19 protein-coding genes are annotated in these 18,678 nt (G+C 45.0%); 17 read left to right on the top strand and 2 right to left on the bottom strand.

All coding sequences use genetic code 11. The features are described from left to right. Positions 1-8 precede the first annotated feature (8 nt). The 15 genes from flhB to MN199_RS08405 all read left to right on the top strand — a co-directional run bounded on the left by flhB (position 9) and on the right by MN199_RS08405 (position 15,098). Positions 9-1,136, top strand: coding sequence for a flagellar biosynthesis protein FlhB (gene flhB / locus MN199_RS08475; protein ID WP_335739091.1), 1,128 nt, complete (start codon positions 9-11; stop codon positions 1,134-1,136). An 85-nt stretch (positions 1,137-1,221) separates the two neighbouring features. Next, on the top strand, positions 1,222-3,324 hold the full coding sequence (flhA, locus tag MN199_RS08470; protein WP_335739090.1) for a flagellar biosynthesis protein FlhA: 2,103 nt from the start codon (positions 1,222-1,224) through the stop codon (positions 3,322-3,324). Between the two features lie 10 nt (positions 3,325-3,334). After that, positions 3,335-4,708 (top strand): flagellar biosynthesis protein FlhF, encoded by a 1,374-nt coding sequence (gene flhF, locus MN199_RS08465; RefSeq protein ID WP_335739089.1) that lies wholly within the window; start codon positions 3,335-3,337, stop codon positions 4,706-4,708. Then, on the top strand, positions 4,701-5,579 hold the full coding sequence (locus MN199_RS08460; protein ID WP_472511587.1) for a MinD/ParA family protein: 879 nt from the start codon (positions 4,701-4,703) through the stop codon (positions 5,577-5,579). The genes flhF and MN199_RS08460 overlap by 8 nt, the downstream gene beginning before the upstream one ends. After that, positions 5,576-6,295 carry an RNA polymerase sigma factor FliA gene (locus MN199_RS08455; RefSeq protein WP_472511585.1) on the top strand — a complete coding sequence of 240 codons (720 nt, stop codon included), beginning with the start codon at positions 5,576-5,578 and terminating at the stop codon, positions 6,293-6,295. Before MN199_RS08460 ends, MN199_RS08455 begins: the two co-directional genes overlap by 4 nt. A 52-nt stretch (positions 6,296-6,347) precedes the next feature. Continuing rightward, positions 6,348-6,719 (top strand): chemotaxis response regulator CheY, encoded by a 372-nt coding sequence (gene cheY / locus MN199_RS08450; protein ID WP_207903071.1) that lies wholly within the window; start codon positions 6,348-6,350, stop codon positions 6,717-6,719. A gap of 25 nt (positions 6,720-6,744) precedes the next feature. Further along, positions 6,745-7,497, top strand: a complete 753-nt coding sequence (locus tag MN199_RS08445; protein ID WP_132584319.1) for a protein phosphatase CheZ — start codon at positions 6,745-6,747, stop codon at positions 7,495-7,497. Between the two features lie 15 nt (positions 7,498-7,512). Continuing rightward, on the top strand, positions 7,513-9,666 hold the full coding sequence (locus MN199_RS08440; protein ID WP_335739088.1) for a chemotaxis protein CheA: 2,154 nt from the start codon (positions 7,513-7,515) through the stop codon (positions 9,664-9,666). Between the two features lie 12 nt (positions 9,667-9,678). Then, positions 9,679-10,824 (top strand): protein-glutamate methylesterase/protein-glutamine glutaminase, encoded by a 1,146-nt coding sequence (locus tag MN199_RS08435; RefSeq protein WP_132584315.1) that lies wholly within the window; start codon positions 9,679-9,681, stop codon positions 10,822-10,824. Beyond that, the gene (locus MN199_RS08430) at positions 10,817-11,560 is read left to right on the top strand and encodes a flagellar motor protein (protein ID WP_132584313.1); all 744 of its coding nucleotides are present in this window, start codon (positions 10,817-10,819) and stop codon (positions 11,558-11,560) included. The genes MN199_RS08435 and MN199_RS08430 overlap by 8 nt, the downstream gene beginning before the upstream one ends. Before the next feature lie 5 nt (positions 11,561-11,565). Then, on the top strand, positions 11,566-12,552 hold the full coding sequence (locus MN199_RS08425) for a flagellar motor protein MotB (RefSeq protein WP_335739087.1): 987 nt from the start codon (positions 11,566-11,568) through the stop codon (positions 12,550-12,552). 1 nt (position 12,553) lies between these two features. Further along, entirely contained in the window at positions 12,554-13,336 is a 783-nt protein-coding gene (locus MN199_RS08420) for a ParA family protein (protein ID WP_132584309.1), read from the top strand. Then, positions 13,333-14,124, top strand: coding sequence for a chemotaxis protein CheW (locus MN199_RS08415; RefSeq protein WP_132584307.1), 792 nt, complete (start codon positions 13,333-13,335; stop codon positions 14,122-14,124). Before MN199_RS08420 ends, MN199_RS08415 begins: the two co-directional genes overlap by 4 nt. A 30-nt stretch (positions 14,125-14,154) precedes the next feature. Next, positions 14,155-14,649 carry a chemotaxis protein CheW gene (locus MN199_RS08410; RefSeq protein WP_132584305.1) on the top strand — a complete coding sequence of 165 codons (495 nt, stop codon included), beginning with the start codon at positions 14,155-14,157 and terminating at the stop codon, positions 14,647-14,649. 8 nt (positions 14,650-14,657) lie between these two features. Further along, positions 14,658-15,098 carry a DUF2802 domain-containing protein gene (locus tag MN199_RS08405; protein ID WP_132584303.1) on the top strand — a complete coding sequence of 147 codons (441 nt, stop codon included), beginning with the start codon at positions 14,658-14,660 and terminating at the stop codon, positions 15,096-15,098. Between the two features lie 8 nt (positions 15,099-15,106). Here MN199_RS08405 and MN199_RS08400 read toward each other — a convergent pair whose 3' ends face one another. Continuing rightward, positions 15,107-15,415: an EscU/YscU/HrcU family type III secretion system export apparatus switch protein gene (locus MN199_RS08400; RefSeq protein WP_132584301.1), complete on the bottom strand. Its 309-nt coding sequence runs from the start codon at positions 15,413-15,415 to the stop codon at positions 15,107-15,109. A 9-nt stretch (positions 15,416-15,424) separates the two neighbouring features. Then, a complete protein-coding gene (locus tag MN199_RS08395) occupies positions 15,425-17,254 on the bottom strand; it encodes a flagellar hook-length control protein FliK (RefSeq protein ID WP_335739086.1) in 1,830 nt (609 codons plus the stop codon). A gap of 105 nt (positions 17,255-17,359) precedes the next feature. Between MN199_RS08395 and ccmA the strand changes: the two genes are divergently transcribed. Both ccmA and ccmB read left to right on the top strand, forming a co-directional pair. Beyond that, positions 17,360-18,019 carry a cytochrome c biogenesis heme-transporting ATPase CcmA gene (gene ccmA, locus MN199_RS08390; protein ID WP_335739085.1) on the top strand — a complete coding sequence of 220 codons (660 nt, stop codon included), beginning with the start codon at positions 17,360-17,362 and terminating at the stop codon, positions 18,017-18,019. Then, positions 18,013-18,678 (top strand): heme exporter protein CcmB, encoded by a 666-nt coding sequence (gene ccmB / locus MN199_RS08385; RefSeq protein ID WP_335739084.1) that lies wholly within the window; start codon positions 18,013-18,015, stop codon positions 18,676-18,678. Before ccmA ends, ccmB begins: the two co-directional genes overlap by 7 nt.

Below are 18,678 nucleotides of genomic sequence, written 5' to 3'. Positions count from 1 at the left end.
AGACAGCAATGGCAGATGATGGTGCGGAAAAAACCGAACAGCCCACGTCCAAGAAGCTGCAAGACGCAGCGGAAAAAGGCCAGATTGCCCGGTCTAAAGATATGGGCACCGCATTTGTCTTAATTGGCAGTGCTACAGCTATTTTAGTGTTTGGCAAAATGTTGGCGATGGCAATACTGGATATTGGCCAGCGCATGCTGCGGTTAAACCCGAAAGATATCTTTGAAACTAACTCGATGTTTACCGCTTGGGGAGATGTGGCACAACACCTTATTCCTCCTATGGCGGGCATTTTCTTTATCATCGTTATTGCCGCCTTTATTGGTAACACCTTTTTAGGTGGTTTTAACTTTAGTTGGCAAGCTGCGGGCTTTAAAGCCAGTAAAATGAGCCCGATGAAGGGTTTGAAACGTATGTTTGGCTTACAAGCCTTAGTCGAGCTACTGAAAAGTTTTCTTAAGGTGCTGGTTGTTGTTGGTTTTGCTTATTTTCTACTGAAAATGTTTTTCTTCGACATTATGGCGCTGTCATTAATGAGTGAGCCTAATAATATTGAATCAGCTTTGCATTTTCTGGCTTGGTTATTTTTTGGCTTATGTTCCAGTGTGTCAATAATAGCGCTGGTCGATGCGCCCTACCAAAAGTGGAACCATATTAAACAACTTAAAATGTCGTTGCAGGAAATTAAAGATGAATACAAAAGTAGCGAGGGCGATCCACAAATAAAGGCACGGATTCGTCGCACGCAAATGCAAATGTCAATGAAACGTATGATGCAAGAAGTGCCCAATGCCGACGTTATTGTTACCAACCCAACACACTACGCTATTGCCCTAAAATATGACCAAGGTAAATTCCGTGCTCCAGTTGTGGTAGCGAAGGGCGTAGATGAAGTGGCGATGCATATTCGTAAAATTGGCAACGAACACAAGGTGCCGGTAATTGAATCGCCGGCTTTAGCCCGTTCTATTTTCCATACCACTAAGCTAGATCATCCAATACCAGAGCAGCTATTCGCCGCCGTAGCTCAGGTACTGGCTTATGTGTATCAGCTTAAAATGTACAAAAAAGGTAAGAGTAGTCGGCCGAAATCATTAGCGAAAAACTTACCGATCCCTGAGGGTTATCGGCACTAATCTGAGTTTGCCAATTCGCCGGTGGTTTTCTTGGAACACTTCTTGCTTTGACCCTGTATAGTGCCAATTAACTGTCAGGGTTGTCATGCAGTTACCCAGTTTTTTAACCAATTTCGATCGCTCAAAGCTGGCCTTTGCTAAAGGTCTTGGCACGCCGATATTTATTCTTGCCGCGCTAGCCATGGTGGTGCTGCCACTGCCGCCAATGCTGCTCGATATCTTGTTTTCATTCAATATTGCCTTAGCGTTAATTGTACTACTCGTTACCATTTACACCATGCGCCCGCTCGATTTTGGTGCGTTTCCGGCCATTTTGCTGGTAGCAACCATTATGCGCTTAGCCCTTAACGTGGCCAGTACTCGCGTGGTGTTATTAGAGGGCCACAACGGTGGTGATGCGGCCGGTAAGGTTATTGAAGCCTTTGGCTCGGTGGTTATTGGTGGTAACTACGCCGTTGGTATAGTGGTGTTCTTAATTTTAATCATCATTAACTTTGTCGTGGTTACCAAAGGTGCTGGCCGTATTGCTGAAGTGTCGGCGCGTTTTACCCTTGACGCTATGCCGGGTAAGCAAATGGCGATTGATGCTGATTTAAACTCAGGTTTAATCACCCAAGAAGAAGCGCGCGTGCGCCGTGAAGAAGTTACTAGCGAAGCTGACTTCTACGGTTCAATGGACGGTGCCAGTAAGTTTGTAAAAGGCGATGCGATAGCCGGTATTGTTATTTTGGTTATCAACTTAGTTGGCGGCTTATTTATCGGCATGATCCAGCATGGTTTGTCATTTAGCAACGCCATCGAAATATACACTTTACTTACCATTGGTGATGGCTTAGTAGCACAAATTCCATCGCTGCTGTTATCTATTGGTACTGCCATTATCGTAACACGGCAGAATAAGTCAGGTGACATGGGCCAGCAGATGACGGCTCAGCTGGGTAACGTGCAAGTGCTTGCGGTGTCTTCTGGCGTACTAGTGATGATGGGCATAGTGCCCGGTATGCCGCATTTTTCGTTTTTGTCATTAGCCGCGCTAGTTGGTGGTGCTGCCTACTTGATGCATAAGAGCAAAGGCGAAGCTAAAGCCGAACTACTTAACCGTAATAGTACCGATTTGGCACCAATTGAAAGCAATGTGGTAAAAGAAATTGGCTGGGACGATGTACAAGGCGTTGATACTATTGGCCTTGAAGTAGGTTACCGTTTAATACCTTTGGTTGATAAAACCCAAGGCGGTGAATTACTAAACCGGATTAAAGGCGTAAGGAAAAAATTATCGCAAGAGCTGGGCTTTCTTATTCCAGCCGTACATATTCGCGACAACCTAGATTTAGAACCTAATAGCTACCGCATGACGTTAATGGGTGTAACCAGTGGTGAAAGTGAGTTACGCCATGATAATGAGCTGGCAATAAACCCTGGCCAAGTGTTTGGTACAGTAAAAGGGGTACCAACTAAGGACCCTGCGTTTGGGCTAGATGCAGTATGGATCAGCAAAGACCAGCGCGAGCATGCGCAAACCTTAGGCTATACCGTGGTTGATGCCGCAACGGTCGTGGCAACTCATTTAAGCCAAATTTTAACCAATAATGCTGCCAGCTTGTTGGGACATGAAGAAGTACAAAACCTGCTTGATATGCTAGCTAAGCATTCACCTAAACTCGTTGAAGGCTTAGTGCCAGACACTTTGGCGCTAACTACTGTGGTTAAAGTATTACAGAATCTGCTAAATGAAGGGGTGCCAATTCGCGATATGCGCACCATAGTACAAACCCTTGTTGAATACGGTGCAAAAAGCCAAGACGTGGATGTACTCACCGCAGCCTGTCGTATTGCGCTGCGTCGCTTAATCGTACAAGAGGTGGGTGGTAGCAAAGTAGAAATACCGGTTATTACCTTTGCGCCAGAACTTGAACAAATGCTGCACCAATCAATGCAAGCTGCAGGGAATGATGGCGCAGGTATAGAACCTGGGCTGGCCGACCGCATTCAACAGTCGTTACAAGAGGCTCACCAAAGCCAAGAATTAAGCGGCGATAGTGCAGTATTACTCACGTCAGGAATTTTACGCTCAGTAATGGCACGATTCGTGAAGTACACCATACCAGGACTTAGGGTATTGTCTTATCAAGAGATACCCGACGATAAACAGATTCGTATTGTCAGCGTAATTGGCCAGGCAAGTTAGGAGTAAACTCATGAAAATTAAACGCTTTGTAGCAAAAGATATGCGTACCGCCTTAACTGAGGTGAAAGAGTTTCTTGGCCCTGACGCCATTATTCTGTCAAATAAAAAAGTGCCTGAAGGCGTAGAAATTGTTGCGGCTATAGATAATGAACCGATAGCCGCCATTAAAAGCGCGCCTGTAGCTGCACCAAGGGCGGAACCCCGATTTACCGCAACCGTTGCTGATGATGAAGCCGACACCCCAGCGGATTCACTAAAGGCGTTATTGGCTCGCCAGATGATCAAACAGCAGGTTAGCTCGCAACAGGCAACACCCAAGGTTGCACCGATAAAAGAGCCGCAGCGCGCTGCAGCGTTTGAACGTCAAAATTCTGGCACAAATGCTAATGTTAGCTCAATGCAACTTAGCGAAATAACGAAACAGCAAGATCAGCAAGCAAAATTAGTACAGCTACAAATGGACGCCATGCGCAATGAAATGTTGTCTATGCGTCAATTATTACAACATCAAGTGTCTGGCTTAATGTGGCAAGATCTAGCACGTCGTGAACCAATCCGCGCGCTAATTATTGAAAACTTGCAACAGTTAGGCTTATCAGAACAGGTTGCTGACCAGTTAGCGTGCTTTATGCCGGAAGAGCTAAACAGCACAGATGCTTGGGATGCTGCACTAGAATTACTGGCTGGCCAGCTAAGTACCACTAATGATGATATACTACGTCGCGGTGGCGTGGTTGCACTGGTTGGTCCAACGGGTGTAGGCAAAACTACAACTGTCGCTAAACTGGCTGCAGAGTTTGCTAAACGCCATGGTGCCGATCAGGTTGCGTTAATTACTACCGACAGCTATCGCATTGGCGCGTATGAGCAATTAGCTACCTTTGGACGTATTATTGGTTGTCCAGTTAAAATGGCCAAAGACAGCGATGAACTGTCGCTGTTAATCAATCAGTTACAACAACGCAAACTAATATTGATAGATACCGCGGGCATGAGCCAGCGCGATGTACGTTTAGCAGAGAAACTTGCCAGCCTGATGCACAATAGTCGTGTTAAAATAAAAAGTTATCTGGTATTGTCTGCCACAGCACAAGCAAGAGTAATGCAAGAAAGTGTGACACATTTCAAACGTATTCCTTTGTCTGGTTGTATTTTCACCAAACTTGATGAGTGCTTGAGCTTGGGCGAAGTTATTAATGTCGCTATTGCGAACGCACTGCCAGTAAGTTATTTAACCAATGGCCAGCGAGTACCGGAAGATATAGCGGTTGCTGATGCACCAAAACTGGTGCAACACGCAGAACAATTACGAATTGCACAAACAGGCACGGCTCATCAGTGGTATAACAACGAGGTGAACCGCGCGGATGGAACCTATGCATAGTCATGTTAATACTGATGATCAAGCCAGCGGCTTGAGAAAAATGAATAAGCAGATGGTAAAAGTAATATCAATTACTGGAGGTAAAGGCGGTGTGGGTAAAACCAACGTCAGCCTTAACCTTGCCATGTCGATGGCTCAGCTTGGTAAAAGAGTGTTAGTACTAGATGCTGACCTTGGCTTAGCAAATTGTGATGTTATGCTCGGCCTTAGAGTAGAAAAGAATTTATCTCATGTTTTGGCCGGAGAGGCTGAACTTGACGAAGTAATAATAGACGGCCCTTTTGGTATTAAAATTATACCCGCCACTTCTGGTTCACAAAGTATGACCGAGCTAGCACCTGCCGAACATGCTGGCCTTATTCGCGCCTTTAGTGAATTAAAAACGCCAGTTGATGTGTTGTTGGTTGATACCGCTGCAGGTATATCTGACATGGTGTTGAGTTTTTCTCGAGCTTCACAAGATGTGATGGTAGTAGTTTGTGATGAGCCTTCATCTATCACCGATGCTTATGCATTAATGAAGATTCTAAGCCGAGATCACGGCGTAGAGAAATTTAAGATCGTCGCTAATATGGTGCGCAGCTTAAAAGAAGGCCAAGAGTTATTTGCCAAACTCACTCGAGTTACGGATCGTTTTTTAGATGTAAGTTTAGAGCTGGTTGCAACCATTCCGTATGATGAAAACGTACGTAAAGCAGCACGTAAACAAAAAGCGTTTATCGAACTGTTCCCCAAAACGCCAGCGAGTATGGCGATTAAAGGTTTAGCGTTAAAAGCTGTAAAATGGCCATTGCCAGTAGTGGCGTCTGGCCATTTAGAGTTTTTTCTGGAGCAGTTATTACAACCTAAAGCTGATCGGGGGGTAGTGTGAGCAGAAAAATTGCAGCTTATGGCGGTGTTGACCATATGCAGCAACTGGTCGAGCGTCATGCGCCTTTAGTTAAGCGAATAGCCTATCATCTGTTGGCTCGTTTGCCAGCCAGTGTGTTGGTTGATGATCTTATTCAGTCAGGGATGATAGGCTTAATTGAAGCCGCAAAGAATTTTGATGGCAGCAAGGGCGCAAGCTTTGAAACCTTTGCTGGTATTCGTATTCGCGGTGCTATGCTCGATGAGATGCGCCGTGGTGATTGGACACCACGCTCAGTACATCGTAATGCGCGGTTAATAGCAGAAACAATAGCTGAGCTTGAAGCACTGTACAGCAGAGATATAAAAGACAGTGAAGTTGCTGAAAAACTTGATATATCTTTGGATGAATACCATCATATGTTAAGTGATATTAGTAGTGGTAGAATAATCGGCATAGAAGATCTTGGTATACCTGAAGATGTTCTAGTAACAGCGGGTGATTCTGATAGCGATCATTTGTATGAAAACCAAGCTCATGAGAGTTTTCATCATGATTTAGCAAAAACAATTAGTAGTTTACCCGAGCGTGAAGCATTAGTGCTTTCGCTGTATTATAATGACGAACTAAACTTGAAGGAGATCGGGGCCGTGCTGAATGTCAGCGAGTCTCGGATCAGTCAAATCCATAGTCAGGCATTGGTCAGATTAAAAGCCAGAATGCAGGATTGGTTGTAACCTATTCTGAGATAACAGTAATATCTCGCCGGAGGGGATTTTGGATAAAAACATGAAAATTCTTGTAGTTGATGACTTTTCAACTATGAGACGGATAATAAAAAATCTGTTACGCGATCTGGGCTTTACAAACGTGTCTGAAGCAGATGATGGCAGCACAGCGTTGCCTATGCTGCAAAATGGTGATTTTGATTTTGTCGTAACCGACTGGAATATGCCAGGTATGCAAGGTATCGACTTGCTACGTGCCATTCGAGCCGATGCAAAGCTAAAACAAATTCCAGTACTTATGGTAACGGCAGAAGCAAAGAAAGAACAAATTATTGCTGCGGCCCAAGCTGGAGTGAATGGTTATATTGTAAAGCCTTTTACGGCAGCAACTTTGCAAGAGAAGTTGGCTAAAGTATTTGAACGGATTGGCTAATCGTAACTGACATAGGAGCGTAGCCATGTCCGCAATTACGGCGCCTTTAATTTCTCTTGAGCAAGCTAAAGAATTAGTGCAACTGCTTGAAATGGGTGAGCACGAAACCGCTAACCAGATGGTACAGCAACTTGCTGTACCTGGATCTTCAGAGCTATTTGCCGAAGTAGGAAAGCTAACCCGTCAGTTACACGATTCGTTAAAAAATTTCCAAATTGACCCATCGTTAAGTAATTTACTCGAAGAAGATATCCCCGATGCGAAAAAGCGGCTAATTCACGTTATCGATATGACGGAACAAGCGGCTAATCGCACTATGGACGCTGTTGAGTCGTGTTTACCTATTGCTGATGAATTAAGCCAGCAGTTAGGTAAAATTGAACCGCAGTGGCAAAAATTAATGCAACGACAAATGCAGTTAGGTGAGTTTAAAGGGCTATGTCATACATTAGATAGTTTTTTTACCCAAGCGAGTGGCAATTCTAGTACCCTTAACTCGCTACTTACTGACGTGTTAATGGCACAAGACTACCAAGATCTCACCGGACAAATTTTGCGCCGTGTTATCGAGTTAGTACGGGAAGTTGAAGAAAGCTTAATCGGCCTATTAACCGCATTTGGTCAGTCTAGTCTTACGGCATTACCAGACGCTAAACCAGTGAAAAGTAAACCCAAAGCGCATGAAGCCGAAGGGCCTATCATTGATGCAGCAGAGCGTGATGATGTCGTCAGCGGTCAGGATGACGTTGATGATTTGTTATCCAGCTTAGGTTTCTAACAGAGGTGTTTTTGCATGAGCTTTGATATGGATGAGGATATACTGCAGGACTTCCTGGTTGAAGCCGGTGAAATCCTCGAATTACTGCAAGAGCAGCTGGTCGAACTGGAAAATAATCCAGACGATGCTAATTTACTTAACGCTATTTTTCGCGGCTTCCATACTGTAAAAGGTGGCGCTGGCTTTTTATCACTAACCGAGTTAGTTGATGCCTGCCATGGCGCCGAAAACGTGTTTGATATTCTTCGTACCGGTAAGCGCCGTGTTACCGCTGAGCTGATGGACGTTATTTTACAGTCGCTCGATAGCATTAATGCGATGTTTGTTGAAGTACAAAACCGTCAGCCATTAACACCTGCTTCGGCAGCGGTGTTAGATGCATTACATTATTACAGTAATCCGGAAGCTGCTGGAGCGCCTCCCGTTGTGGCAGCAGCGGCTGAGCCTGTAGCCGCTAAAGTTGCTGCACCGGTATCAGCACCGCCAGCATCTAGCAGCAATATCGATGAAATTACTGAAGAAGAATTTGAAAAAATGATGGATGAACTGCATGGTAAAAAAGCTGCAGCTCCTGTCATTTCTACACCAGTAACACCCGCTGCATCGGCCGGCAATGATGATATTACCGATGATGAATTTGAAGCCATGCTAGATCAATTGCATGGCAAAGGGGCGTTTATACCGGAATCTGCTGAGCAGAAAAAAACGGTTATACCACCTAAAGCTCCGGTAACAAATAATAGCAAAACTAACGATGAAATTGATGATGCCGAGTTCGAAGCGCTGCTCGATCAATTGCACGGTAAAGGCAATGCACCCGTAGTTAAGGCTACGGCGGCAACACCCGCGGAAACTAAGCCTGCTGCACCGAGCAGAGCACCTGCGGTAATCGAACCGGTAGAAAGTAAAGCACCGGTTGCGCCTGTCGCTGACAAAGCGGCAGCGGCGCAGCAAGCAGCCCAAGCAGAAACTACTGTGCGGGTAGATACCAAGCGGCTTGACCAAATTATGAATATGGTTGGCGAGCTGGTATTAGTGCGTAATCGCTTGGTAAGTTTGTCGACTACCGTACAAAGTGAAGAAATGAGCAAAGCCATTTCGAACTTAGATGTTGTTACCGCTGATATTCAAGGCGCGGTAATGAAAACGCGTATGCAACCGATTAAAAAAGTATTTGGCCGCTTCCCTCGAGTGGTACGAGATTTGGCCCGCGCTTTACAAAAAGATATAGAGTTAGTACTCGAAGGTGAAGAAACCGATTTAGATAAAAACTTGGTTGAGGCGCTAGCCGATCCGCTAGTGCACCTTGTACGAAACTCGGTAGACCACGGCATCGAAATGCCAGATGTTCGGCAAAAATCAGGTAAAACCCGGGTAGGAACAGTGCGGCTCGCCGCAGAGCAGGCCGGCGACCATATTTTGTTAACCATACAAGATGATGGTGCAGGTATGGATCCAGAAAAGCTGAAAGGTATCGCTATTAAACGCGGTATTCTTGACGTTGATGCTGCTGCACGCATGTCTGATACCGAAGCATTTAATCTAATTTTTGCGCCAGGGTTTTCAACTAAAGAACAAATTTCAGATATCTCAGGTCGTGGCGTCGGTATGGACGTAGTAAAGACCAAGATTAATCAGCTTAACGGTACCGTGCATATTCACTCTAAATTGGGTGAAGGCACCTCGCTGGAAATTAAAGTTCCACTAACCTTAGCTATACTGCCAACCTTAATGGTCGTGGTAGGAAAACAAACTTTTGCTTTACCACTGGCTGGTGTAAGTGAAATTTTCCATCTCGATTTAAACAAAACTAACGTGGTAGATGGCCAACTTACCGTTGTCGTGCGCAATAAAGCTATCCCACTGTTTTTCCTTGAGCATTGGCTAGTTAAAGGTTCAGATAAAAAACGTCGACGTGAGCAAGGCCACGTAGTAATTGTGCAAATTGGCACCCAGCAAGTCGGTTTTGTTGTTGACTCGCTAATTGGTCAAGAAGAAGTGGTCATAAAGCCGCTTGACGCACTGCTGCAAGGCACGCCAGGTATGGCCGGCGCAACCATTACTTCAGATGGTGGTATAGCACTAATTCTTGACGTACCCAACTTGTTAAAACACTACGCGAAGAAGTCAAAAATTAAATTTGACCGCTTCAATAAAGCCAACGCCTAAAGAGAGAACGCTATGTCGATTAAGGTGTTAGTGGTTGATGATTCAAGCTTTTTTCGCCGCCGCCTAACAGAAATTCTGACTAAAGATGGCGATATAGAAGTTGTAGACACCGCCAATAACGGCCGTGAAGGGGTTGAAAAAGCCTTAGCGCTTAAACCTGATGTAATTACCATGGACATTGAAATGCCGGTTTTAGATGGCATTTCAGCAGTCCGTGAAATTATGCAGCAACAACGTATTCCTATTTTAATGTTTTCTTCACTAACCCATGAAGGCGCAAAGGCGACCCTTGATGCGTTAGAAGCTGGGGCAGTAGATTTTCTGCCGAAAAAATTTGAAGATATTGCCCGTGATAAAGATGAGGCGGGGCAATTACTGCGTGATAGAGTAAAAGCGGTAGCTCGTAAGCGTCAGCTTGGTAGGGCAACGTTTAGCAGCACTGTTGCACCAAGGCCTGACAGCAGCAGCGCTGCGCGTTTAGCCGAACGTCCAGCGTTAACCCGTACTAGCTTTGAGCGACCTAAATTGAGTGAGCGAGTAACCAGCACCAGCTCGACACGATTTCAGGCCAGTGGTAAACAGTACAAATTAGTGGCTATTGGTACCTCAACCGGTGGCCCTGTTGCGTTACAGCGTATTATTACAGCATTGCCAGAAAACTTCCCTTTGCCGATTGTCCTTATTCAGCATATGCCTGCTGCATTTACCGGTGCTTTTGCCCAACGTTTAAATACGTTAGCTAAAATTGAAGTGTGTGAAGCAAAAGATAATGATGTACTTCGACCTGGCGTGGCTTACTTAGCGCCCGGTGGTAAACAAATGCTAATTGAAGGCAGCGAGCGTGAGGCAAGACTGCGCATTAAAGAAGACGACTCACCACGCATTACCTTTAAACCCAGTGTTGATATTACCTTTGCTACCGCTGCAAAAGTATTTAGCGATCAAGTCCTAGCCATTGTATTAACGGGTATGGGCGCAGACGGACGCGAAGGTGCTAGATTACTAAAACAAGTGGGGGCAAAAGTTTGGGCCCAAGATGAAGCCAGCTGTGTTGTATATGGCATGCCTCAAGCTATTGCCGCTGCAGGGTTAATGGATGTTGAGGTAAGTCTTAATGACGTCGCCGGACGTTTGATAACGGAAGTAACGCATGGATAAGCTGGCAATTAGTGGTTTTTTACTGGCTATATTGGCTGTCGCCGGTGGCTTTGTTATTGAGGGCGGTAGCCTTGCCACGTTGTTGCACTTTCCTGCGTTTTTAATCGTTGTCGGCGGCACCGTGGGTGCGGTAATGCTGCAAACACCTTCAGCACAATTTAAACTTGGCCTAAAAATGCTGCCATGGGTAATACGCGCCGATCATTTACCACTGCAACATACTGCTGAACGCATTGTGCATTGGGGCGGTGCCGCGCGAGGTAATGGTTTTTTAGCCTTAGAAAACGATGCCTTGGCCGAGCGGGATCCATTTTTACATCGTGGTTTAAATTTGTTAGTCGACGGGGTAGAGCCAAAAGCGTTGCAAGATACACTGGATGCGGAGTTAACGCTTGAGCGCGAACGGTTATTACGCGGAGCACGTATTTTTGATGCTATGGGTGGTTATAGCCCCACTATTGGTATCGTTGGCGCGGTATTGGGTTTAATTCAAGCTATGTCGAACATTTCAGACCCTGAACTATTAGGGTTAGGTATTGGCACCGCTTTTGTTGCCACCATTTATGGTGTGGGTTTTGCTAACTTAGTATTTATACCTGTTGGTAACAAATTAAAGAATTTAGTGCATCAGCGTACGTTGTATCACGAGCTTATTGTTGAAGGGTTGGTGTCTATTGCCTATGGCGAAAACCCACGCAATATAGAGCGTAAGCTTTCGGCTTATCATCCGGGGTAAAACACATGTACCGCCATAAGCAAAAACATTCGCATGTAGAGCCAGAACAGCTAGATCGCTGGTTGGTTTCTTATGCCGATTATATGACCTTAATGTTTGCGCTATTTGTAGTGTTATACGCCATGTCCATTGTTAAAGAAGAAAAGTACAGTGTGTTAGCGGATAGTTTAACGAAAATATTTGAAACGCCTGAGCATTCTGGTACTGGCAAACAAGGGCTATCCGTACTAACAACACCAGTACCACAAAGTGAGCTCGATCTGTACGGCACGTCTTTAGAACCAGCAAAAGGGCCAACGCTATTGGCCGACGCAACGCAATTGTCGGATGTTACCCAACATAAGCTTGGCAGCCCATTGCAGTCTGTAGAGCAACAATTAACTAAGGCGCTGGCAAATCTACTAGAACAAGGTTTAGTTAAGCTGCAGCAGGACGAAAATTGGCTAACTATCGAATTAAGCAGTGGTTTATTATTTGCTAGCGGCAGTGCTACTGCTACGCAATCGGCGCAAACATTATTGGCGGAAATTACCAAGGTTATTAACCCAATTACTAATTTTATTCGTGTTCGCGGCTATACCGATGATCAGCCCATTAATAATGAATTATTCTCCTCAAATTGGGAGCTCTCTGTAAGCCGTGCTACCTCTGTACTTAGGTTACTGGAGCGGCAAGGCACCACTCCTCAGCGTTTAGCAATAGAAGGTTATGGTCAGTATTATCCGTTTAACGCAAACGACAGTATTCAAGGTAGAGCGGCTAATCGTAAAGTGGTGATTGCCATATCGCGTTTTGGTTATTTCGCTAACCAAGCTAGTGACGAACCTAAGATAGATAGTTCGACTGAAAACGCGGCATTACAGCGACAATTAGAGCAAGTATCGCAAAAAGATGGCAGTATAAAAGTTATTGCTTTGCCCGGTGGCGGTATTCGTATCACCACACGAGAAGACAATACTGACATAAAGTCTCCAGAACAACAGGAACCTTGAAGTGGTTATTTGGACAGTAGCAAATCAGAAAGGTGGTGTGGGTAAAACGACTACTACCGTTACGCTTGGTGGCTTATTAGCCCAACGCGGCTACAAGGTTTTGTTGGTAGACACCGATCCGCACGCATCGCTAACCTATTATTTTGGCATTGACGCTGAAGAGTTAGAAGTTAGCGTTTACGATATTTTTATTCGTGGTAAAGATATTACCAGCGAACAAATTTTGCAGTCATTATGCCCAAGTGGCATGGACAATTTAGACATTTTGCCTTCATCAATGGCCTTAGCCACACTCGATCGCTCGCTAGGTAATAAGGGTGGCATGGGTTTAATGCTGAAAAAGGCCTTACTTAAAATCGAAAAAGAGTACGATTATGTCGTCATTGACTGCCCTCCAGTAATGGGGGTGTTAATGGTCAATGCTATTGCGGCTTGTGATCGTTTGCTTATTCCTGTGCAAACCGAGTTTCTGGCATTAAAGGGCTTAGAACGAATGATTGCGACCTTAGCATTAATGCGCACGTCGCAAAAAAGAGACTATGCCTACACTATTATTCCAACTATGTATGACAAGAGAACTAAAGCCTCATTAGAAGCCTACAAAGAGCTAAAAGCAAAGTATCAAGATAAAGTTTGGTCTGCGGTAATTCCGGTCGACACTAAGTTTCGCGACGCAAGTTTAGCACAAACGCCGCCGAGTGAATTTGCCTCGGCCTCACGCGGTGTATTTGCCTACAACACCTTACTGACCTATTTACTGCAACAGGCGCCGGAGTCGGCATGAGTAATTTAATCGCCAGTCAAAAAGTGATGCAGCATTATTTATCCGCTTTGTTGGTTGACGAAGATCCCAGTGAAACGTTAATGCTGGAAGAAGAAAAAAAGCAGCAACTTAATGAGTTGTTAGCCCAAGCGACCATAGTGCCAGCTGAACCAATAGCCGCACAAAAAATTGAAGCTAAAACTGAAGTGGCTGCCGATGCCGCGGCGTTAGCTACACTTAAAGCGAAATTTGTACAAGTAGAACAAGCACAGCACTTACAGCAACGAGATGTGCCTGTAACCCAACGCATTGCGGCGGCAGAAGTACCAACAGTATCTGTTGCAACTGAGCAAAAAGACTATCGACAAGGCAAATTTCAAGCCTTATTTTTTGACGTTGCTGGGTTAAAAATAGCAGTACCTTTAAAGGAACTCGGTGGTATTCATCAATTAGGTAAAGTGAATAGCCTGATTGGTAAACCGGAATGGTTTAAAGGCGTAATGCTGTACCGCGAACAGAAAATAAACACGGTGGATACCGCTCGTTGGGTTATGCCAGAAAAATATGACGAAACCTTACAGCAAAAGCTAAACTATCAGTATGTTATTATGCTGGGTAGCAGTAACTGGGGTTTATGCTGCGAAACATTAATTAATACCTATGTTTTAGAACAAGACGATGTAAAGTGGCGCGAAGCTGAGGGTAAAAGACCTTGGATGGCGGGCTTAATCAAAAAACATATGTGTGTATTAGTTGATGTTGACGCTATGATAGATTTATTAAACCGCGGTCTGGATATCAGTGCTTAAGCGGAAAAGGTATTTATACAGGAGCTGTGCATGAGTAATTTAACCAAGCAGTCAGTTAAAAAGAATGACGCCGCAGACATCGTGTTGCAGTGGGTTACTTTTAAATTGCAAGATGAAACCTACGGCATTAACGTAATGCAGGTGCAAGAAGTACTGCGCTATACCGAAATTGCACCCGTGCCAGGTTCACCTGATTATGTATTAGGTATTATTAATTTACGCGGTAACGTGGTTACGGTTATTGATACCCGTTCACGTTTTGGTTTAGAGCCAGCCGATGTAACGGATAATACGCGTATTGTTATTATTGAAGCAGAAAAACAAGTTATCGGTATTTTGGTAGATAGCGTTGCCGAAGTGGTGTACTTAAAATCGTCAGAAATTGATACCGCGCCAAATGTAGGCACAGAAGAAAGTGCGCGCTTTATTCAAGGGGTATCTAACCGTGAAGGCGAACTGTTAATTCTGGTTGATCTAAATAAACTCCTCAATGATGAAGAGTGGGACGAAGTAACGTCGCTCTAGGAATGACTATGTGGCTTGGTGTAATAATTCAGGCAGTATTATTACTGGCATTTATGCTAGTTATATATCTGTGGTTCGCCAAGCTACGCAAAAATGTTGTGGCACAATTAGCCGCGTTAGAACAGCGGCTTGAATTTAGCGCGCAGCAACAAGAACATGGTAAACATGAGCTTGAAGAGCTACGGGCCGGTGTTATTGGTGTTGGCCAGCGCGTATTGCAACTAGATGCCGGCTTAGCTCAGCTTAATAGTCAGCTAAGTGCCGATATGCAACAGCTTGCCGATAAGCAGCAAGCGTTAGAGCTTACTGATCCTGAATCAAAAATTTATAGCCGAGCGATGAAGATGGTGCAGTTAGGCGCAGATCTAGAAGAAATAATGCGTGAATGTGAATTGCCGCGGGCTGAAGCGGAACTGTTGTTTAACCTGCACCAGCAAAAGCAGTTATAAGCGCTATTTTACGTTTTAAAATCAATGCGCTGATGAATATTGTGCCAGTTTTCCGGAAACTTACCCTGTAACACATAAGAAAACGCAATCAGCTCTGCAATCACAATATATAACTCTTTGGGTATTTGCTCACCTAGCTCTAATTGACTGAGTAATTTACTTAACTCGTCGTCTTGATGTACCAAGATGCCATGCTCACGGGCGAGGGCCACAATATCGTCTGCCAGCTCACCGTGGCCTTTTGCCGTTATCGTTGGAGCTTGTTTACCTTGGTACTGCAGTGCAGTGGCGGTTTTTTGCTGCTTATTTTCTGTCATAGCTGATCCCTATACTTTAACCGCAAGTAAACTGTTGGCGCGTGGCAATAAGGTATCAGGAATTTTACCCAGTACACAGTCAGCATCGCTTACTACTAAACCTTGCATATTACAGCGCTCTTTTAGCAACGGTAAAAACTTATCAGCTAACTGCTTCGTTTCAGTTTGTTCAGTATAAAATTGTAACTGTAATTGTTGCTGCTGTAACTTTGCCACAACTAGTAATGGCCCGAGTTGCTGCAAGTCAAAACGCATGGTGAGTTGCCACTGCGTTTGCTTTTCTCCTTTTGCCTTGCCATCAGCCTCACGCTGCTCTAATTGTATTTGGCTAAAAACGGAGTGCTCGCCTTGTTGCAGCGGCAACTGCAATAGTAAATGTTGTTGCGCACTTTGGCTGCTATCTAAGGTTGCGAGCTGGCTTTGTTGCAATGTTCCGCTATGGCCAGCTAACTGCCGCAATAAGTTACTCGTTTGGTTTGGCTCTAATGAGTTTACTAATTGCAGTAGCTTTTGGTTTGCAGGTTGCTGTGCTGCGCTAAGCGGTTTTTGCAATAAATGCCCCAACAATAGCTGTATTGCGACGGCTAATGTGCCACCACTGGTTTGAACATTGGCATTGTTTTGCAGCGGCTGAAATTGCAGTAGGCTTTGCAGTTGTGGTGCGAGTTGGTTTAACGTTAGCACTTTACTGCCATCGGGTTGGCTTTGGCGAACGAGTTGTAATATCTGTTGTACCTGCTCGGGCAACTCTGGTAATGCCGTGAGCAGATCGCCTTTTTGTGGCAATAAGGGTAACAAATGTCGCCACGCTTGTTGTACTGTCGCGGCAGATAAAAAACCACTAGCTGCACCTGCTGTTGTGGTTGGCGTATTTTGCGCTGTTCGGCTAATAAACTGCAGGGGCCGATTACTGTCTTCAGGTAATACGGCTAACTGCAATTGGTCTTTTTGTGGCAGCAATTGCAACTGAGCAAGACTACCTGAGCTGTTAGCTTGCAACTGTAATTGATAGGCACCAGGCGGAGCAATGCCCAGCTGTTTTACCGCATTAAGAATAGGATGGTTACTGCCGGCGGTATTTACCGGCTGTTGGTTAAATACCTTAATTAATTGCTGTAGCAAGGCTTGTTGCTGCGGTTTATCAAGCATTGCGGTGCCAGGTTGTTGGCCTTGGCTTGTCGGCTGTAACACGTTAGGCTCAACCCCTTTGTCGCTGGTTTTAAGTTGTAAGGCAACAGTAAATTGGCTTGATTGGCTCACGCCTAACCACTGCGCTAAATTAGCCTGAGCTTTGCCCGATAAGGCTAATGGCGCTAATGCCGGCAACTGAATTAACGTGTTATTTGCCGTTAGGGGTATTTTTGCGGTAACTAATAGCGCGCTAATGCTGCTATCTGCACTGCGCATTGGTGTCGTTGCGGTTTTTGCGCTATAAGCCGCCAGTAATAACTGACGCAACTGCTCGGGCGGTATATTGAGCGTAATAGCTTTGGCAACCGTTTGAATATTCAGCTCAATATTGCCATTAGCTAGCGGCTGAAACTGTACCTGCACCGGCAAGCGCGGCGGTAAGTTAGTTTGCAGTGCGGCTAACTGCCCGGTTTTTATCGCCTCAGGGCTGGCTTGTTGTACTAATTGCTGCAATGTAATGTTAGCCGACGCAGGTAAAGTAATTTGCAGCGCGCCTTGCGCAGAAGGCACCTGTAGACTAAAACCGCCACCACTAAGTTGTTGGATCTGTCCCTGATAGACCTGAGCAACCACTAATTTCAATGCAGCGGTATCTGCTTTGCCGCTTGGCGCCAGTTGTAGTAGTTTATCCAGATTAATCTGGTTCATATTTTTGCTCGTTTTTTGTTACTTTATCACATAACCACGTTCGTATTATGTCGTCTATATGGTAATATGCGGCCAATTTTTACTGTTGTCGATAGTTAGAGCTTAGTGATTAAACCACAAATGTTTGCTGTTAGCGCCGGCCAAATTATATTGCAGGGTACTGCTTTGTCCTGTATTCGCCAAGATCGTGTGCTGTTTGAACAGCTTGATGTTAGCGTGCGTAGCGGTGAACTATTACAGATTGCCGGTAAAAATGGCGCGGGTAAAAGCTCATTATTGCGCATTTTAGCTGGGCTAGCTCAAGCCGACGATGGCAGTTTATATTATCTACAACAACCTATAGCCAGAGTGTATGCTGATTACGCCGCTAACTTATGTTATATCGGCCACCATAGTGGTATTCATGAACAATTAACGGCTTTAGAAAATATTAGCTTTTGGCGCGCGGCCTCCGGTATTGCCCCAGCAGATGACTTTGCGTTGTTGGCAACCTTGGGTTTAGCGGGTTTAGAAGATGTGCCTTGTCGTATGTTATCAGCAGGGCAGCAGCGGCGCGTATCTTTGGCGCGATTATGGTTTACTAACTGCCAATTATGGATTTTAGATGAACCCTTTACGGCACTAGACCAAGCCGCTATCGCGATGTTGCAACAACACTTTTTCGCACACTTGCAACAAGGTGGCGCTATTATTCTTACCACACACCAAAGTTTAAGCGTGGCCTTTGTGCATCAAAGCAAATTAGAGTTGGCATATCGATGGTAATGCTAGGGCAGTTTATTAAACGTGAGCTCAGGCTATTAGCCCGACAAAAAGCAGACTGGCTAAATCCGTTGTTATTTTTTGTTATCGTGCTCTGTTTGTTTCCGTTGGGCGTTGGCCCATCGCCTAATTTACTGCGTATAATGGCACCCGGTATCGTTTGGATTGCCGCCTTACTCAGCGTGCTGTTAGCAGCCGAGCGCTTATTTAAAGATGATTATCGAAATGGGGTTATTGAACAACTCGTTGCGGCGCGCCAGCCGTTATTGAGTTTTGTGCTGGCTAAACTGTTTACTAATTGGCTAAGCACCGGTTTGCCTTTGGTGTTGTTGTCACCGGTAGTTGCCTTGTTACTTAATATCGATACTGCCGGTTTCGTTGCGTTGCTCTTTACCTTATTGCTAGGTACGCCATTACTTAGCCTGCTTGGGGTTATGGGCGCAGCGCTTACGGTATCCGCCGATAAAGGCGGCATTTTACTGGCACTGCTTATTTTGCCGCTGTATATTCCGCTACTTATTTTTGCTAGTGCAGCAATGGAAGCAGCCGCAACGGGTATGTCGTATCATGGACAGCTAGCAATTATGTTAGCGATGTTGTTATTTGCTTTGGCACTGATCCCGCTAGCGGTGATTGGCGCATTAAAATTGAATGTGAGCTGA

This window comes from Rheinheimera metallidurans (assembly GCF_036983985.1).
In the GTDB taxonomy this organism is placed as follows: Bacteria; Pseudomonadota; Gammaproteobacteria; order Enterobacterales; family Alteromonadaceae; genus Alishewanella; species Alishewanella metallidurans.
The sequence above is the reverse complement of the archived record's forward strand: the minus strand, read 5'-3'. Positions and strand labels throughout refer to the sequence as shown.

Bases quoted from the DNA above. Each gene is read 5' to 3' on its own strand.
- flhA (WP_335739090.1), top strand. From the start codon at position 1,222: ATGCAGTTACCCAGTTTTTTAACCAATTTCGATCGCTCAAAGCTGGCC.
- cheY (WP_207903071.1), top strand. From the start codon at position 6,348: ATGAAAATTCTTGTAGTTGATGACTTTTCAACTATGAGACGGATAATA.
- MN199_RS08435 (WP_132584315.1), top strand. From the start codon at position 9,679: ATGTCGATTAAGGTGTTAGTGGTTGATGATTCAAGCTTTTTTCGCCGC.
- MN199_RS08425 (WP_335739087.1), top strand. From the start codon at position 11,566: ATGTACCGCCATAAGCAAAAACATTCGCATGTAGAGCCAGAACAGCTA.
- MN199_RS08395 (WP_335739086.1), bottom strand. From the start codon at position 17,254: ATGAACCAGATTAATCTGGATAAACTACTACAACTGGCGCCAAGCGGC.
- flhB (WP_335739091.1), top strand. From the start codon at position 9: ATGGCAGATGATGGTGCGGAAAAAACCGAACAGCCCACGTCCAAGAAG.
- MN199_RS08400 (WP_132584301.1), bottom strand. From the start codon at position 15,415: ATGACAGAAAATAAGCAGCAAAAAACCGCCACTGCACTGCAGTACCAA.
- MN199_RS08460 (WP_472511587.1), top strand. From the start codon at position 4,701: ATGCATAGTCATGTTAATACTGATGATCAAGCCAGCGGCTTGAGAAAA.
- MN199_RS08410 (WP_132584305.1), top strand. From the start codon at position 14,155: ATGAGTAATTTAACCAAGCAGTCAGTTAAAAAGAATGACGCCGCAGAC.
- MN199_RS08405 (WP_132584303.1), top strand. From the start codon at position 14,658: ATGTGGCTTGGTGTAATAATTCAGGCAGTATTATTACTGGCATTTATG.
- flhF (WP_335739089.1), top strand. From the start codon at position 3,335: ATGAAAATTAAACGCTTTGTAGCAAAAGATATGCGTACCGCCTTAACT.
- MN199_RS08445 (WP_132584319.1), top strand. From the start codon at position 6,745: ATGTCCGCAATTACGGCGCCTTTAATTTCTCTTGAGCAAGCTAAAGAA.
- ccmB (WP_335739084.1), top strand. From the start codon at position 18,013: ATGGTAATGCTAGGGCAGTTTATTAAACGTGAGCTCAGGCTATTAGCC.
- MN199_RS08430 (WP_132584313.1), top strand. From the start codon at position 10,817: ATGGATAAGCTGGCAATTAGTGGTTTTTTACTGGCTATATTGGCTGTC.
- MN199_RS08415 (WP_132584307.1), top strand. From the start codon at position 13,333: ATGAGTAATTTAATCGCCAGTCAAAAAGTGATGCAGCATTATTTATCC.
- MN199_RS08440 (WP_335739088.1), top strand. From the start codon at position 7,513: ATGAGCTTTGATATGGATGAGGATATACTGCAGGACTTCCTGGTTGAA.